Origin of the sequence: Brucella cytisi (genome assembly GCF_038433355.1) — a bacterium.
In the GTDB taxonomy this organism is placed as follows: domain Bacteria; phylum Pseudomonadota; class Alphaproteobacteria; order Rhizobiales; family Rhizobiaceae; genus Brucella; species Brucella cytisi.
In genome coordinates, this window is the sequence record NZ_JBCAUP010000015.1 from 1 (window position 1) to 15,285 (window position 15,285).

Below are 15,285 nucleotides of genomic sequence, written 5' to 3' on the forward strand. Positions count from 1 at the left end.
TTTTGCAGTTCCGGCAGGATCGTAAAGAGATCGCCGACGAGGCCGTAATCGGCCACCTGGAAGATCGGCGCTTCCTCGTCCTTGTTGATCGCCACGATCACACGACTGTCTTTCATACCGGCCAGATGCTGGATCGCACCAGAGATTCCGACGGCGATGTAGAGATCCGGGGCAACCACCTTGCCGGTCTGGCCAACCTGCCAGTCGTTCGGCGCGTAGCCCGCATCGACTGCGGCACGGCTTGCGCCGACCGCTGCACCGAGCTTGTCAGCAACCGGCAGGATCACTTCCTGGAACTTTTCGGCAGAACCGAGCGCACGACCGCCGGAGATGATGATCTTAGCCGAGGTCAGTTCCGGACGGTCCGAATCCGACAATGCATTGCCGACGAAGCTCGACAGCGCCGGATCGGCTGCTGCATTGACGCTTTCAACTGCAGCCGAACCACCTTCGCCCGTTGCCTGGAACGACGCGGTACGCACGGTGATAACCTTCTTTGCATCGGTCGACTGGACCGTCTGGATCGCATTGCCCGCATAGATCGGACGCTTGAACGTATCAGCCGACACGACTTCCATGATTTCGGACAACTGCATCACATCGAGAAGCGCTGCAACGCGCGGCAGGATGTTCTTAGCCGAGGTCGTTGCCGGAGCAATGATCGTGTCGTAATTGCCTGCCAGTTCCACGATGAGAGCGGCCGTTGGCTCGGCCAGACGGTTTTCCAGTCCATCGCTTTCAGCAAGCAGAACCTTGCGCACGCCCTTCAGCTTGGCTGCGGCATCGGCAGCAGCCTTCGCGCCCTTGCCTGCAACCAGAACATCCACGTCGCCGCCGATCTGGGCAGCGGCCGTCAGCGCTTTCGCCGTCTGGTCGGAAAGGGTTGCATTGTCATGTTCGGCAATAAGAAGAATAGCCATTTATATCGTCCCTTCCGATTTCTTTAGAGTACGCCGTCGGCCTTGAGCTTCTCGACCAGTTCAGAGACTGAACCGACCTTCACGCCAGCCTTGCGGCCACCCGGCTCTTCAGTCTTCAGGACCTTGAGACGCGGCGCAATGTCGGCACCGAAATCAGCGGGCGACTTTTCGTCAAGCGGCTTCTTCTTGGCCTTCATGATGTTCGGCAGCGACGCATAACGCGGCTGGTTCAAACGAAGATCGACCGTGACAATCGCCGGAAGCTTCACGTCGATGGTCTGGAGACCACCATCAACTTCGCGCGTTACCTTGGCCGAACCGTCACCCAACTCCACCTTCGAGGCGAACGTCGCCTGGCTCCAGTTGAGAAGGGCCGAAAGCATCTGGCCGGTCTGGTTGGAATCATCGTCGATTGCCTGCTTGCCGAGGAAGACGAGATCCGGCTTTTCCGCATCGACCACGCCCTTGAGAACCTTGGCAACGCCAAGCGGCTCAACCGTTTCGTCCGACTTCACCAGGATCGCACGATCGGCGCCCATGGCAAGTGCGGTACGCAGCGTTTCCTGTGCCTGTGCCGGGCCGACCGAAACCGCGACGATTTCCGTCACCTTGCCCGCTTCCTTCAGACGGATCGCTTCTTCAACCGCGATCTCATCGAAAGGGTTCATCGACATCTTGACGTTCGCAAGCTCAACGCCCGAACCGTCTCCCTTTACACGGATCTTTACGTTGTAATCGACAACCCGTTTCACTGCGACAAGGACTTTCATCCGCGATTACCTCTTCAATGACTCTTGCAGCACGACTATGCCGCCGTGAACTCCCACCCGCATGTCAAAATCCGACATGAAAGCGGCACCAGCGCAACTTGGGTTATGACGCAAATGCGCTGCCTATCCGCCGGGAACCGGCACGAAACCTAAAGACGGTTGACGTGCACGTCAATCAGGCACAGGCCGCTATATCGATTAAAATCAATTTATTCTGACAAGAGGTCATTCCAAAACCGAGCAACCCGACACCTCCCGTTTTCATGTCGTTTACAAGCGATGCGCCATGCTTTAGGTAACGCCTCGCAATCCGGTCGCAGCCTACCCGGTCAAAACAAGGAACCCTGACTTATGAAAACGCTCGTCGTCTGCTCCGGCGGACTCGATTCCGTTTCGCTTGCTTACAGAATAGCAACCGAACACCAACTCACCGCCCTCCTCTCCTTCGACTATGGCCAGCGTCACAAAAAGGAACTGGATTCGGCCAAAGCCTGCGCCGAAAGGCTCGGCGTTCCCCACCAGATCATCGATATCACCAACATCGGCGCCAGCCTGACCGGCTCAGCACTCACTGACAATATCGATGTGCCGGACGGACACTATGCGGAAGAAACGATGAAGATCACCGTCGTTCCGAACCGCAATGCGATCATGCTGGCAATAGCATTCGGCGTAGCCGCTGCCCAAAAAGCCGAGGCGGTAGCCCTTGCCGTCCATGGCGGCGATCACTTCATTTATCCCGACTGCCGCCCCGGTTTTATCGATGCCTTCCAGACGATGCAGAACCATGCATTGGACGGTTACGCGGACATAAAACTGCTCGCGCCTTATGTGCATGCATCCAAAGCCGATATCGTTATCGACGGCGCAAAATACGGTACGCCCTTTGCCGCGACGTGGTCCTGCTACAAGGGCGGTGAACATCACTGCGGACGCTGCGGCACCTGCGTCGAGCGACGCGAAGCCTTCCATCTCGCCGGCATCCAGGATCCGACCCTCTATGAAGATGCGGATTTCTGGCGCTCGGCAATCGAGAAGAGGAACGCCTGATGTTTCGCATTACCAAGGAATTTCATTTCTCCGCATCGCATCAACTGACTGGCCTCCCGGACGATCATCAATGCGCCCGCCTGCACGGCCACAATTATATTGTTGAGGTCGAGCTCTCGGCTGACGATCTTAACCAGCACGGATTTGTCCGTGATTATCATGAGCTGGCACCGTTCAAGCGCTACATCGATGATTGTTTTGACCACCGCCATCTCAACGATGTTCTGGGCCACGACCAGAGCACGGCTGAAACCCTCGCCCGGCATTTTTTCGAATGGTGTTATGCGCGCTGGCCGGAAATTTCCGCCGTGCGGGTCAGTGAAACGCCCAAGACATGGGCCGAGTACAGACCGTGACGCAAATACGCATCGCAGAGATTTTCGGCCCCACGATACAGGGCGAAGGTGTGCTGATCGGTGAGCCAACCGTCTTCGTGCGAACCGGTGGCTGCGATTATCGCTGCGTCTGGTGCGACAGCCTGCATGCCGTCGAAAGCCGTTTTCGCCACGAGTGGAAGGCGATGAGTGTTGAAGCGATTTGGGGTGAAGTGACGACACTTTCTCGAAATAAGCCACTAACAGTGTCACTTTCGGGCGGCAATCCGGCCATTCACCCGTTGGGGCCCTTGATCGAGCACGGCAAGACCGAAGGCTATCGCTTTGCACTGGAAACCCAAGGATCGGTCGCGCAAGACTGGTTTTCCGCACTCGACACACTGGTACTGAGCCCAAAACCACCTTCAAGCGGCATGAGCTCCGATTTCGATGCGCTGGCGGCCTGTATCGAGGCCGCAGGTATAGGGCCGCGAACGGTGCTGAAATTCGTCATCTTCGACGATGCTGATTATGCCTTCGCGAAAGATGTAGCCAGTCAATATTCCGGTCTACCGGTCTATCTCCAGCCCGGCAATCACACACCGCCGCCGCCCGAAGCACATGATGCCGCAATCGATATCGACGGCATCATGCGGAGAATGGAATGGCTGGTCGAAAAGGTAATTGCGGATGGCTGGTACGAAGCGCACGTCCTGCCCCAGCTTCACGTGCTGATCTGGGGCAACAAACGTGGCGTCTGATTAGCGGTTGGCGCCGGGCACCCAGAGAACGTCCTGCGCGCCGTTATCGTTGACGGTTCGCGACGCCACGAACAGGAAATCGGAGAGGCGGTTGATATATTGCAGAGCCTCCGCCGAAACGACCTCTCCTTCGACGCGAGCAAGCGCAACCATCAGGCGTTCAGCCCGGCGTGAAACCGTGCGAGCGAGATGCAACGCGGCAGATGCCGCCGAGCCACCCGGAAGAATGAACGAACGTAGCGGCTGCAAATCGGTATTGAGGAGATCAATATCGGCTTCCACACGCGAAACCTGCGATGCGACGATGCGCAACGGTTCATAGGCGAGCGGCTTGCCATCATCCGGCGTCGAAAGATCCGCGCCAAGGTCGAAAAGATCGTTTTGGATACGGCCCAGCATGGCATCGATTTGCGCATGAGGATTATCTTCACCGCCCGTGTGAAGGCGCGCCATGCCAATGCAGGCATTGGTTTCATCCACCGTGCCATAGGCTTCGACACGCAGGTCCGACTTCAGCCGCCGTGGCCCGCTGGCAAGTCCGGTCGTGCCCTTGTCACCTGTCCGGGTATAAATCTTGTTGAGCTTGACCATAATTACTGGCCAGTTTTCTGGCGGGCAAAATAGATCGCACCAACGATCAGAACGATGGCAATGAACTGCAGGAAAACACGCAGCTGCATCATCTTGTTCGAGAAATTGCCGTCACCGCCGCGCATCATGTTGCGCAGACCGATGATCAGAACGACGGCCACAGCAAACATGGCCACCATTGCCGCGCCCTTGAACAGAACGTCCATTTTATTTCCTTCCCATGCGCACTGTCCCTGACCTCATGACTGGTCGGACAGCATCCGGTAGAGCCAGCGGGCAGGCATCAGGCGCCGTGCCAGTGACCCAAGTTTCGCCGGTTTCGTCACCACATAATGCGGGCGGGGACGCGGCGCCTCCAATGCATGAAGCAGTACAGCATAGACGGCTTCCGGTCCAAGCTTGTTCTTGGATTTTGTACCGCCGCCTTCCAGTTTCGCCATCTGGCGCTGGTAAAGCTCGCGATGCACCGAAGCTTCCATGTCGATATTGGCTCTAGCGTGGCTGGCGGCGTTGTAGGTGAAACGCGAGGCAATCGGACCAGGCTCGATCAGCGACACATCGATACCGGAGCCTTCCAGCTCCATGCGCTGGGCGAGCATCAGCCCCTCAAGCGCAAACTTCGACGCCACATAAGCACCGCGCCATTTCATCGGTACGAGGCCGAGGATTGACGAGCAATGCACTATACGCCCATGCCCTTGCCTGCGCATGACCGGAACCACGCGTCGGGTAAGGTCGTGCCAACCGAAGAAATTGGCCTCGAACTGCTGGCGTAAGGCTTCGACCGGCAAGTCCTCTATCGCGCCGGGTTGAGCATAAGCACCATTATTGAACAGGGCATCGAGCTTGCCGTCAGTCTGGCGCAGCACCTCATCGGCTAAGACCGCGATCGACTGCGGCTCCGTATAGTCGAGATAATGGGCTTCCATTCCCTTTGCCTTGAGTGCCGCGATATCCGCATCCTTGCGGGCGGTCGCAAAGACGCGCCAGCCACGCTCATGAAGCGCCTCGGCACAATAAGCGCCAATGCCGGAGGAACAGCCGGTGACGATGATACTGCGCTGTCGGTTCTGACCGGATTGTGCCGGAGTCATATGTCTGTTTCCCGCTGCCATTTTGGCAAGATTGCTTGATTCGGGCTCGGTTTAAAACGGGCACTGCCCTTGCAATCCGCAGACCAATGCTAGATTTAAGGCCTTGAAACACAGGCTGAACACTATCGAATACCGACCAAGGCTTTGAGGGACAAATCTGCGGATGCGAAAAATCAGACGTTTTCTCCGTCAGATCACCTATGATGTCATCGGTCATTTCAGTTCGGACGATGGCTGGGCCTTCGCCAGCCATATAGCCCTTTCCGGCCTGATGGCATTGTTTCCGTTCCTCATCTTTGCCACCACGCTTGCAAGCTTTCTCGGCACCAAGGAATTCGCCGATACGGCGGTGCATGTCATCTTCGATATGTGGCCGTCGAACATCGCAGCCCCAATTGCCAACGAAGTGATGAACGTGCTGACCGTGCAGCGCAGCGGGCTGCTAACGCTCAGTGTCATCGCAGCCGCCTATTTTGCCTCCAATGGCGTGGAGGCGTTGCGCATCGCGCTCAACCGAGCATATCGCGTCACCGACCAGCGCTCGATCATTTTCTGCCGCTTGCAAAGTCTAGGCTTCGTCCTCGTCGGCACTCTGAGCCTGATGGCAATCAGCTTTCTGCTGGTTCTGGCCCCGCTTGCCGTGCGTCTTGCCGAACAATGGTTTCCCGATATAGCACCGTTCACCGGCACAATTGCCTTCTGGCGCTATACTGTGGCAGTGGGGGTTCTGGTTCTGGCACTGTTCATGGTGCATATCTGGCTTCCAGCCGGACGGCGCAGCCTCGGCGATATCCTGCCCGGCATATTGATCACGCTCATCGCCTGGCTTGCTGCCGCAATGGCCTTTGCAAAATATCTGGAAACTTTCGCCACCTATGTGACGACCTATGCGGGCCTCGCCTCCATCATGGTGGCGATCGTCTTTCTCTATATGCTGTCAGCAATTTTCATCATCGGTGCGGAAATAAACGCTGCGATCATGATTTTTCGCAAGCGCGAACAACAACCCGAGCTTATCGACGTAAAGTAGTCAGTGCAACGCCGAGCGTGGTCACTACCATACCTGCAATCTGGATTGCCGACAGCGTTTCACCAAAAATCAGATAGGCCATGATCGCGGCGGTGCCGGGCACCAGATAAAACAACGATGCGACTTTCGACATGGCGCCTTCGCGGATCATGACGAGAAGCGCCAGAATGGCACCGATAGAAATGGCGAGCGTCAGCCAGACCAGCGCAAAAATCAGCGATGGCGACCAGATCATGGCGCGTGTTTCGAAAGCAAAGGCACAGATAGCAGTCAAAATGGCCGCAGCGATGTATTGCACCGCCGTCCCGGCCTTGAGATCACCAGCCGTGCCGAACCGCTTCTGCCAGACTGTGCCAGTGCTGATCGCCACCACAGCCAAAAATGCCGCCGCCAAGCTTTTCGGATCGACACCGCTGCCAGCCGAAAACTTCGGCCATACCACCATGGCGATGCCGCAGAAACCGATCAGAAGCCCTGTCCATTGCCGCCCGCTCGCTCGTTCTCCCAGAAGAATGGCCGCAATCAGCGTGGTCAACATCGGCTGAAGGCCCGCCACCAGACCGGACATTCCCGCAGGCAGGCCGTGGTGAACGGCCCAGAACAAGGCGGAAAGATAAACGCCGTGGATGAGACAACCGGCAATCGCCGCATGAAGAAGCACATCGCCTTTCGGCCAGATACTCCGGCTCGCCAGCGCCCAAAGTGTCATGATGACAGCCGCGATGGAAAAACGCACCGCCATGAAAGTAAATGGTTCAGCATAAGGCATGGAAAGCCCGGCTCCGATAAAACCGGTGGCCCAAAGCAGGACAAACATGACGGGGAACAAACGGGCGGCCATGGCAGAACTCTCACTTTCGCGGCCCGCCTTATACCGCTTTGCGGCAAACGCCTATCGCATAAAACTGATCGCAGCGTTGAATTTGCCAAACAGCCGCCCGCATTTTATGAAGCGGCATGAACATTGAACCTGAAACCATCCGCATTCTCGTCGATGCTGACGCCTGCCCGGTGAAAGCTGAAATCTATCGCGTGGCGGAACGGCACAATCTGCCGGTCATGCTGGTGGCCAACAGTTTCATTGCCATTCCCCGCGATGCGGAGCGTGTCGAACGGGTTATCGTATCGGACAAGCTCGACGCCGCTGACGACTGGATTGCCGAGAATTCGCGACCGGGTGCAATCGTGATTACCGCCGACATTCCTTTGGCCAGCCGCTCGCTCGAAAAAGGCGCTTCGGTGATCGCACCGAACGGACGCGTTCACACCCAAAGTACCATCGGCAACACGCTAGCGACGCGCAATCTGATGGATAGTTTGCGTTCCGCAGGCGAAGTTACAGGCGGACCCGCTCCATTTTCGCCCAAGGACCGCTCTGCATTCCTTTCCGCACTTGATCTTGCCATCGTCCGGCTAAAACGTGCGGGTTTCGTCTCAGGTTGATCGCATTGAGGCAGTCGCGACGCCAGCACCGATCAGCAATGTTCCGCCAGCCCTATTGAAAATGCGCAGCGCGCGTTCGCTTGAGAAGAAGCGGCGTGCGCGGGTCGCCAGAAGTGCATAGGCAAAGGCATTGAGAAAAGCGAGCACGAGGAACGTGCTTTCGAAAACCAGCATCTGGGTGAGGAAATCCCGGTGCGGACTGAGAAACTGCGGAAGAAAAGCAACGAAAAAGGTGATGCTCTTCGGATTGAGCGCTGTCACGAGCCATGCGTGAACCAGCATCCGCGCCGGATGCACCTTGTCGTGTCGGGCACTGGCATGAAGTGTTCCACCAGCGCGAAACAGTTTTATGCCGAGCCAGATCAGATAAGCGGCACCTGCCCATTTAACGGCGGTGAACACGGTTGCCGACGCTGCCAGCAGCGCACCCACGCCGAGCATGGAAAGCGTCATCGCGGTAAAGTCACCAAGGGCGACACCGACAGCCATCGGGAACGCCGCTTTCCAGCCCTGCCCCAAGGCATATGAGACAACGAGCAAGACGGTCGGCCCCGGGATGACCAGAAGCACGATGGATGCGGCGGAAAATGCAAGCCAGACTTCAAGGCTCATGGGCGGTTCCCTCTCTTGAAAAGGGAGCAAGCCATTGATTTCGTCGTTTGTCGAGGCTAAAGATTCTTTGCCGCTTCGATGAGTTTAGCCGCTTCCAGGCTATCCCATGGCGCCGGACCGTTCATGGATGCAATCTGGCAGCCGTCCTTGTCGACCAGCAGCGTCACCGGAAGGCCGAAGGCCAGATTCTTGCGCTTCAGTTCGTTGAAGCTTGACATGGAAGCGTCCCGGTGTAGCGTCAGATTCTTGATGCCGATTTCGTTCAGAAAGCCCTTGGGCTTGTCATCCGAGCCGGTGTCGATGTTGATTGCGACGACCTCGAAATCGGCCCCGCCTTTTTCGGCCTCGAGCTTGTCTAGAGCCGGCATTTCCTCGCGGCATGGCGCGCACCACGTCGCCCAGAGATTGACCAGCAGTGTCTTGCCCTTGAAATCGCCGAGCGTCATCTGCTTGCCGTCCGGGCCTGTGAAAGCAATATGCGAGACGGAAATCGGCTTTTCAGCGGCACGCATCGCCGCCACGCCCCCGGTCGCAGCTGTATCAAGTGCCTTAAGCTTATCCGCTTTCAATACGCATTGCGCCGAAGCTTCATCGCTTTCCGCTGAAACATTCGTCGAAACATTCTGGGCAACCACATTGCCAGAAGGGCGCTCCATCACGTATACCGCCCCGATACCGGCAATGACACCGGCAAGGGCGGCAAGAAGGACGATCTTGCGATTTCCCGATTTCGCCTGCTGTTCGGAATTCGCCTTTTCGTTGTCTTCTGCCATGTCGCGTTACTTCTTTCCAATATTCCGCCAAACCGTCACTCGGGGCATATGAGCATGAGCGAACAAAAATCAAGCAACCAGATGTGGGGCGGCCGTTTTGCCTCAGGGCCCGATGCAATCATGGAAGAGATCAATGCATCGATCGGCTTCGACCGCAAGCTCTATGCGCAGGATATTCAAGGCTCGCTCGCCCATGCAGCCATGCTGGCAAAGACAGGCATTATTGCGGCAGAAGACCATCGACAAATCGAAGATGGTCTGAAAACCATCCTCAAGGAAATCGAGGACGGCAAGTTCACCTTCTCGCGCAAGCTCGAAGACATTCATATGAACATCGAGGCGCGGCTTGCCGATTTGATCGGCCCGTCCGCCGGACGGCTCCACACCGCCCGTTCGCGTAACGATCAGGTGGCCGTCGACTTTCGCCTCTGGGTGAAGCAGGAACTGGAAAAGACCGACGCCGCCCTCAAGAATCTGATCGAAGCTTTTCTGGAACGCGCCGAAGAACATGCGGCGACGGTCATGCCGGGTTTCACCCATCTCCAGACAGCGCAGCCTGTCACTTTTGGTCATCATTGCATGGCCTATGTCGAAATGTTCGGTCGCGACCTGTCGCGCGTGCGTGACGCAATCGAACGTATGGACGAATCGCCTTTGGGTGCTGCAGCCCTTGCAGGCACGGGCTTCCCGATCGACCGCCATATGACAGCCAAGGCGCTCGGCTTTCGCGAACCGACCCGCAATTCTCTCGATAGCGTTTCCGACCGCGACTATGCGCTGGAGTTTCTGTCGCTTGGCGCCATCTGCGCCGGCCATCTGTCGCGCCTTGCGGAAGAAATCGTCATCTGGTCGACGCCGCAATTCAATTTCGTGCGGCTGTCCGACGCCTTCTCCACCGGCTCGTCGATCATGCCGCAGAAGAAAAACCCGGATGCAGCAGAACTGGTTCGCGCCAAGACGGGTCGCATCAACGGTTCGCTCGTCGCGCTTCTGACCATCATGAAGGGCCTGCCGCTCGCCTATTCCAAGGACATGCAGGAGGACAAGGAACAGGTTTTCGATGCAGCTGAAAACCTGGAACTCGCCATCGCCGCCATGGCCGGCATGGTGCGCGACCTGACGATCAATGTAGCATCAATGAAAAAGGCGGCCGGTTCAGGCTATTCCACTGCGACCGATCTCGCCGACTGGCTGGTGCGCGAACTGGGGCTGCCCTTCCGTGAGGCACATCACGTTACCGGTCGCGCAGTCGCTCTGGCTGAAAGCCGCAAGGTCGATCTGGCGAAGCTTTCACTTGAGGAACTGCAGTCGATTCATCCAGGCATCACGGATGCGATCTTCGGCTATCTGACGGTCGAGAAATCAGTGAAAAGCCGTCAGTCCTTCGGTGGCACGGCCCCGCAGGAGGTGCGTCGCCAGATTCGTTACTGGAAGAAGCGCATCACCAAGGCCTGATAATCGATCAACATGACGTCATGTGGAATCATCTGTCGAACTGATGATTCCACTTTCGGGCATTATGAGTTAGACCTAGAGCATGTCTTCCAAAAGTGGGAACCGGTTTTGGAAGACATGCGTAAAGACAAAACTTAGAGCAAGATCATATATTTCGGGAACCAAAGCTGATGACAGGCCGCTCCGCCATTTCTTCCGTGCTTCTGATCGCCGCGCTCGCGGCCACGCTTGCTGCTTGCGGTCGCAAGGGCCCGCTGGAGCCGCCGCCATCCTCGCTGATCACCGACGATCAGGGACACACCAAGCCGAAACCGAAGGAAGACAAGCCGATCATCCTCGACAAGCTGTTGTAAGTTTCTGCTGCAGGGCATTCCCGTGAACCATTTCGAACATCGCAACGGCGTTCTTCACGCCGAAAATGTCAACCTGCCTGAAATCGCACAGGCCGTTGGCACCCCTTTTTACGTTTATTCCCGCGCGACCATCGAGCGTCATTTCCGCGTGTTCAGCGAAGCCTTCGCGGGCATGGAAACGCTCGTGACCTACGCGCTGAAGGCCAATTCGAACCTGGCCGTGCTGAAAACACTGGCGAAGCTTGGCGCCGGCGCGGACACCGTTTCGGAAGGCGAAATCCGCCGGGCGCTTGCTGCAGGCATCCCGGCCAACAAGATCGTCTTTTCAGGCGTTGGCAAGACTCCACACGAAATGGACTTCGCGCTTGAAGCGGGCATCTATTGCTTCAATGTTGAATCCGAACCAGAGCTGGAAATTCTTTCCGCTCGCGCCGTCAAGGCAGACAAGGTCGCATCCGTATCGCTGCGTATCAATCCCGATGTGGATGCGAAGACCCACGCCAAGATTTCAACGGGCAAATCTGAAAACAAGTTCGGTATTCCGCGCGTCAAGGCGCGTGAGGCTTATGCGCGCGCAGCGAGCCTGCCCGGTCTCGACGTGGTTGGCATCGATATGCATATCGGTAGCCAGATCATCGACCTCGAACCCTTCGACAATGCATTCGCCCTGATGGCGCAACTGGTCAAGGAACTGCAGGTCGACGGTCACAACATCCGCCATGTCGATGTTGGCGGGGGACTCGGCATTCCCTACCGCACAGACAATACACCTCCGCCGCTACCCGTCGCCTATGCGGAAATCGTCGCTAAGCACATCAAGCCGCTGGGCCTGAAAACGGTGTTCGAGCCGGGACGCCTGATCGTCGGCAATGCCGGGCTTCTGGTAACGGAAGTGATCTTCGTCAAGGAAGGCGACGCCAAGAACTTCGTCATCGTGGATGCGGCAATGAACGATTTGATTCGTCCGACGCTTTATGATGCGTTCCACGACATCAAGCCTGTCACTTTGCCGAAGGATGATGCGCCGCGTATTCGTGCCGATTTTGTCGGTCCGGTCTGCGAAACAGGCGACTATCTCGGCCTCGACCGAGAAGTGGCAAAGCCTGCTCCAGGCGATCTGATTGCCGTCTGCACGACGGGTGCATATGGCGCGGTGCTTTCCAGCACCTACAACAGCCGTCTGCTCATCCCCGAAGTGCTGGTCGACGGCGACCGTTATCATGTCGTGCGTCCGCGCCGTACCTATGAAGAACTGCTCGCGCTCGATTCCGTACCGGAATGGTTATAGGTCTCGCGACCATAATTATTCATGGCCCACATTTATCATGGCCCATAAATCTCGGGGCAAAGCCTCGCCTTTGCCATGATGCGTGTTATCCTGTCAGCCGAACCGAAATCGGCTGACGCGAAAGACGAGACCTATGACTGCCCCTAAGGCGGCCCCCCAGACAGATAGCAGCAACGACAGGGAAAACTCGCCGCGTCATGCGTGGGATGTTTTTCTGCGGCTGTTTTCAGGCGATGGCGCCAGCCTGCGCCGTCTGCGTCTGCGTGCCTTTCTTTCGATCAGCTTCGAGCGGTTCTGGCCGCTGATCCTGCCACTAATCCTCATCATCGGTCTGTTTACCAGCCTGAGCTGGTTCGGCATGTTCGGCATGATGCCCCGTTGGCTGCATATCGGCGTGCTGACGCTATTCGGTATTGCCAGCCTCATTGCGCTTTATCTGCCGTTCCGGTTTCGCACCCCGGCGGAAAGCGACGTCACAAGTCGTATCGAGGCGATCAACGGTCTCGTTCACGAACCGCTTTCCGTCCAGACCGGCCATATGGCAACAGGCGAACACGATCCATTCGCTGTAGCCCTGTGGCGGGAACACCAGCGCCGCATGGCGGACCGGCTCAAGAACCTGCAATCCGGCCTGCCTTATACGCGTGTTCCCGAACATGACCCCTTCGGCATTCGTGCGGTGGTCGCGCTGCTCTTCGTGACCGCCTTCGCCTATAGCCTCAGCCCAAACAGCGGGCGCATTGCCGACGCCTTTCATATCCGTCCAAGCGATGGAACCGCCGTTGCCCGCATCGATGCATGGGTAACGCCGCCGCGCTATACTGGCCGTGCTCCTGTCTTTCTGACCACGACGAACGACAGCGAACAGGCCGCAGTCAATGTACCGCAAGGCAGCATTCTGTCGGTCCGCGTGATCGGTGGCGGTTCCGAACGCCTGACTGCGACCGATGCGAAGGGCGAGCGCCGTGACGTACAGCCGGTAAACGCGAAGGAAGACCAGAAGGAACCTGCAGAACAGGCCGTCGTCGATGGAAGCCGCAACTTCCGCTACGATTTGCAGCAGGATGAAACCATAGCGCTTTCCGGCACCGATGCCCGCTGGAAATTTGTCGTCACGCCGGATAATCCGCCAACGATCCGCTTCACGAAAGAGCCGGGACACGCGCTGAATGGCACATTGCAACTTTCCTATCAGATCGAGGACAACTACGCGCCGGTAAAGGCCGAAGGTGAGATCATCCCGCTCAACAATGATGAGGATGAGGAAGCCGCACCGCTCTACGATGCACCGGAACTACCGCTTGCACTGCCGCGCCGCGGTGTGAAGGACGCCACGACGTCGAAAGACCTGACCGAGCATCCTTGGGCAGGTGAAAAAGTTGCGCTCACGCTGGTCGTAACCGACGCCGCCGGACAAACGGGTCGCAGCGAAACCAAGATCATCACTTTGCCCGAGCGCCCTTTCAGCAATCCACTTGCCCGCGCCGTTGCGGAACAGCGCCGTATCCTCGCGCTCGATGCGACGCAGCGCGATCATGTGCTCGACATGCTGTCGGCAATCACGCTTCGCCCGGACGAAACCATCAAGAATGCAGCCCATTATCTGGGTCTGGTCACGATTGGTACACGTCTTCGTCTCGCCAGGAGCGATGACGCCTTGCGCGATGCAGCGGATTATATGTGGCAGGTGGCCCTTGGCATCGAAGATGGAAATCTGTCCGCCGCCGAAAAGCGCCTGCGGCAGGCACAGGAGGCCCTGAAAAACGCTCTCCAGAACGGCGCCTCACAAGAGGAGATCGAAAAGCTTTCGGCAGAGCTACGCAAGGCGATGCAGGATTTCCTGCGGGAATTCGCCCAGCGCCAGCAACAGAATCCCAATGCGCGCCAAGCCGCTCCCGATCCCAATGCGCGAATGCTGACGGAAAAAGACCTCCAGCGCATGATGGACCAGATCGAAAATCTCGCGCGTCAGGGCTCACGCGATCAGGCGGAAGAACTGCTGTCGCAATTGCAGAGCCTGATGAACAATCTGCAGATGGGACAGATGCAACAGGGTCAGCAAGGTCAGGGACAAGGTCAGCAGGGCCAACAAGGCCAGATGCAGCAGCAGATGAACAAGCTCGGCGAACTGATGCAACGCCAGCAAAAGACGATGAACGAAACCTTCGATCTCGATCAGAAGATGCAGCGCCAATTCGGTGGCAGCGATGGTGAGGGCGAATTCGGCGACAACATGTTCCCGGGTGATGACGGTTCCATGGGCGGCGGACAGCCGGGCGGTGAAACCGAAAACGGCCAGAGCAAGAACGGTCAGGGCGGGAAGGGCGATGTGCCACCCGATATGGCGGAAACCATGCGCAAGCTGCAGCAGCAGCAAAAGGACCTTCAATCCGATCTGCAAAAACTGATGGACGATTTGAAAGGCATGGGTATTGAACCCGGCAACGATTTTTCGGATGCCGGAAAATCAATGGGCAACGCGACGGATGCGTTGGGCCGCAGCGAAGGTGCCGAAGCAAGCGACCAGCAGGGCAGCGCACTCGATGCACTGCGTCGCGGCGGGCGCGACATGATGCAGAAAATGCAGCAAGCCATGGGCCAGCAAGGTCAGGGGCAAAGTGGCGCCAATGGCAGTCGGGGAAGGGATCCGCTTGGGCGCCAGCAAGGTACCGGCGACAGCGGCCTCAACGATGACGTCAAGATTCCAGGTGAAATCGATATTCAGCGCGCGCGTGAAATTCTCGATGAAATTCGCCGCAAACTTGGTAATGCCCTGACACCGCAGATGGAAAAGGAATATCTGCAGCGTCTGCTGAAGTTCGATTGAGAAG

General features: G+C 57.4%; 17 protein-coding genes. 9 read left to right on the plus strand and 8 right to left on the minus strand.

Annotated elements, in window-relative coordinates; all coding sequences use genetic code 11:
- Together AAE521_RS15410 and AAE521_RS15415 are read right to left on the minus strand one after the other, a co-directional pair.
- A partial coding sequence (locus AAE521_RS15410) for an electron transfer flavoprotein subunit alpha/FixB family protein (RefSeq protein ID WP_342061779.1) occupies positions 1-920 on the minus strand: 920 nt, incomplete at its 3' end.
- Positions 921-943: 23 nt separating this feature from the next.
- The gene (locus AAE521_RS15415; RefSeq protein ID WP_010657517.1) at positions 944-1,690 is read right to left on the minus strand and encodes an electron transfer flavoprotein subunit beta/FixA family protein; all 747 of its coding nucleotides are present in this window, start codon (positions 1,688-1,690) and stop codon (positions 944-946) included.
- A 351-nt stretch (positions 1,691-2,041) separates the two neighbouring features.
- Here AAE521_RS15415 and queC point away from each other — a divergent pair, with 351 nt between their 5' ends.
- Genes queC through queE form a run of 3 tightly spaced genes read left to right on the plus strand, consistent with a single transcriptional unit; the run spans position 2,042 to position 3,815 of the window.
- Complete coding sequence (gene queC, locus AAE521_RS15420) at positions 2,042-2,740, plus strand: 7-cyano-7-deazaguanine synthase QueC (protein WP_071632671.1); 699 nt, start codon at positions 2,042-2,044, stop codon at positions 2,738-2,740.
- Positions 2,740-3,096 carry a 6-carboxytetrahydropterin synthase QueD gene (gene queD, locus AAE521_RS15425; protein ID WP_010657519.1) on the plus strand — a complete coding sequence of 119 codons (357 nt, stop codon included), beginning with the start codon at positions 2,740-2,742 and terminating at the stop codon, positions 3,094-3,096. Before queC ends, queD begins: the two co-directional genes overlap by 1 nt.
- Positions 3,075-3,815 (plus strand): 7-carboxy-7-deazaguanine synthase QueE, encoded by a 741-nt coding sequence (gene queE / locus AAE521_RS15430; protein ID WP_071632670.1) that lies wholly within the window; start codon positions 3,075-3,077, stop codon positions 3,813-3,815. Before queD ends, queE begins: the two co-directional genes overlap by 22 nt.
- On the opposite strand, the gene AAE521_RS15435 is transcribed toward queE, so the two are convergent.
- Genes AAE521_RS15435 through AAE521_RS15445 form a run of 3 tightly spaced genes read right to left on the minus strand, consistent with a single transcriptional unit; the run spans position 3,816 to position 5,500 of the window.
- Positions 3,816-4,406: a cob(I)yrinic acid a,c-diamide adenosyltransferase gene (locus tag AAE521_RS15435; RefSeq protein WP_012091184.1), complete on the minus strand. Its 591-nt coding sequence runs from the start codon at positions 4,404-4,406 to the stop codon at positions 3,816-3,818.
- 2 nt (positions 4,407-4,408) lie between these two features.
- Entirely contained in the window at positions 4,409-4,612 is a 204-nt protein-coding gene (locus AAE521_RS15440) for a twin transmembrane helix small protein (RefSeq protein WP_010657522.1), read from the minus strand.
- Positions 4,613-4,645: 33 nt separating this feature from the next.
- Positions 4,646-5,500, minus strand: a complete 855-nt coding sequence (locus AAE521_RS15445) for an SDR family oxidoreductase (protein WP_342061780.1) — start codon at positions 5,498-5,500, stop codon at positions 4,646-4,648.
- 163 nt (positions 5,501-5,663) lie between these two features.
- On the opposite strand from AAE521_RS15445, the gene AAE521_RS15450 reads away from it, so the two are divergent.
- Positions 5,664-6,530 carry a YihY/virulence factor BrkB family protein gene (locus tag AAE521_RS15450; RefSeq protein ID WP_012091182.1) on the plus strand — a complete coding sequence of 289 codons (867 nt, stop codon included), beginning with the start codon at positions 5,664-5,666 and terminating at the stop codon, positions 6,528-6,530.
- Here the strand turns inward: AAE521_RS15450 and AAE521_RS15455 are convergent.
- A complete protein-coding gene (locus AAE521_RS15455; protein WP_342061781.1) occupies positions 6,514-7,371 on the minus strand; it encodes a DMT family transporter in 858 nt (285 codons plus the stop codon). The two genes, AAE521_RS15450 and AAE521_RS15455, sit on opposite strands and share 17 nt — an antisense overlap.
- Before the next feature lie 116 nt (positions 7,372-7,487).
- Here AAE521_RS15455 and AAE521_RS15460 point away from each other — a divergent pair, with 116 nt between their 5' ends.
- Positions 7,488-7,973 (plus strand): YaiI/YqxD family protein, encoded by a 486-nt coding sequence (locus AAE521_RS15460; RefSeq protein WP_012091181.1) that lies wholly within the window; start codon positions 7,488-7,490, stop codon positions 7,971-7,973.
- Here AAE521_RS15460 and AAE521_RS15465 read toward each other — a convergent pair.
- Together AAE521_RS15465 and tlpA are read right to left on the minus strand one after the other, a co-directional pair.
- Positions 7,965-8,585 carry a LysE family translocator gene (locus AAE521_RS15465; protein WP_029929738.1) on the minus strand — a complete coding sequence of 207 codons (621 nt, stop codon included), beginning with the start codon at positions 8,583-8,585 and terminating at the stop codon, positions 7,965-7,967. The two genes, AAE521_RS15460 and AAE521_RS15465, sit on opposite strands and share 9 nt — an antisense overlap.
- A 56-nt stretch (positions 8,586-8,641) precedes the next feature.
- Positions 8,642-9,358, minus strand: coding sequence for a thiol:disulfide interchange protein TlpA (tlpA, locus tag AAE521_RS15470; protein WP_071632667.1), 717 nt, complete (start codon positions 9,356-9,358; stop codon positions 8,642-8,644).
- A gap of 54 nt (positions 9,359-9,412) precedes the next feature.
- On the opposite strand from tlpA, the gene argH reads away from it, so the two are divergent.
- From argH to AAE521_RS15490, 4 genes are all read left to right on the plus strand, one after another.
- Positions 9,413-10,813, plus strand: coding sequence for an argininosuccinate lyase (argH, locus tag AAE521_RS15475; protein ID WP_071632666.1), 1,401 nt, complete (start codon positions 9,413-9,415; stop codon positions 10,811-10,813).
- A gap of 170 nt (positions 10,814-10,983) precedes the next feature.
- Positions 10,984-11,166, plus strand: a complete 183-nt coding sequence (gene lptM, locus AAE521_RS15480) for an LPS translocon maturation chaperone LptM (protein ID WP_061344485.1) — start codon at positions 10,984-10,986, stop codon at positions 11,164-11,166.
- Between the two features lie 22 nt (positions 11,167-11,188).
- Positions 11,189-12,454 carry a diaminopimelate decarboxylase gene (gene lysA, locus AAE521_RS15485; protein ID WP_071632665.1) on the plus strand — a complete coding sequence of 422 codons (1,266 nt, stop codon included), beginning with the start codon at positions 11,189-11,191 and terminating at the stop codon, positions 12,452-12,454.
- Between the two features lie 133 nt (positions 12,455-12,587).
- Positions 12,588-15,281, plus strand: a complete 2,694-nt coding sequence (locus AAE521_RS15490) for a TIGR02302 family protein (RefSeq protein WP_342061782.1) — start codon at positions 12,588-12,590, stop codon at positions 15,279-15,281.
- The last annotated feature ends 4 nt before the right edge of the window (positions 15,282-15,285 follow it).